A 519-nucleotide genomic window follows, 5' to 3' on the forward strand; every position below is an offset into this window, starting at 1 on the left:
GGCGAGGACAAWGCCCGCATCCTCGGGGAGATGCTGGGCTATACCTCCGGGCAGGTCGCGGCCCTCGCGGAGGAGGGCGTGATCTGAGCGCCCCCGGGGACAATATCGTCTTCATCGGCGACATCCATCGCCAATGGCACCATGTCGTGCGCGGCCTGGCGGGGCTGGAGCGCAAGCCTGATGTCGCGGTGCTGCTGGGCGACATGGAGTGCGACCGCCCGCTCGACGAGGTCGCCGCGCCGCTGCTCGATGCCGGCATCGATGTCCGCTGGATCTGGGGCAACCACGACTATGACGGCGGCCCCGAGATGTGGGCGAACCTCACGGACCCCGCGCGCACTCCGCGCACGCGGGGTGGCGTGCTGAATGCTGTCGTGGTCGAGATCGACGGCATCCGCATCGCCGGCCTCGGCGGCACCTTCCGGCGCCGCGTCTGGGAGCCGCCGCATGAGCGCCGGCTGGAAGACCGTTCCGGACTCGCCGAGGATGTCGCCACGCTCGGCGCCGATTGGACGGAGA

Annotated in this window: 1 protein-coding gene; it reads left to right on the top strand. The window is 70.5% G+C overall.

All coding sequences use genetic code 11. The features are described from left to right. Positions 1 to 146 precede the first annotated feature (146 nt). Positions 147 to 519, top strand: a 373-nt coding sequence (locus AC1DWF_RS38585) for a metallophosphoesterase family protein (RefSeq protein WP_476843672.1), incomplete at its 3' end; no start/stop codon positions are given.

The sequence above is a fragment of the Aminobacter sp. P4_D5 genome, from assembly GCF_056401815.1.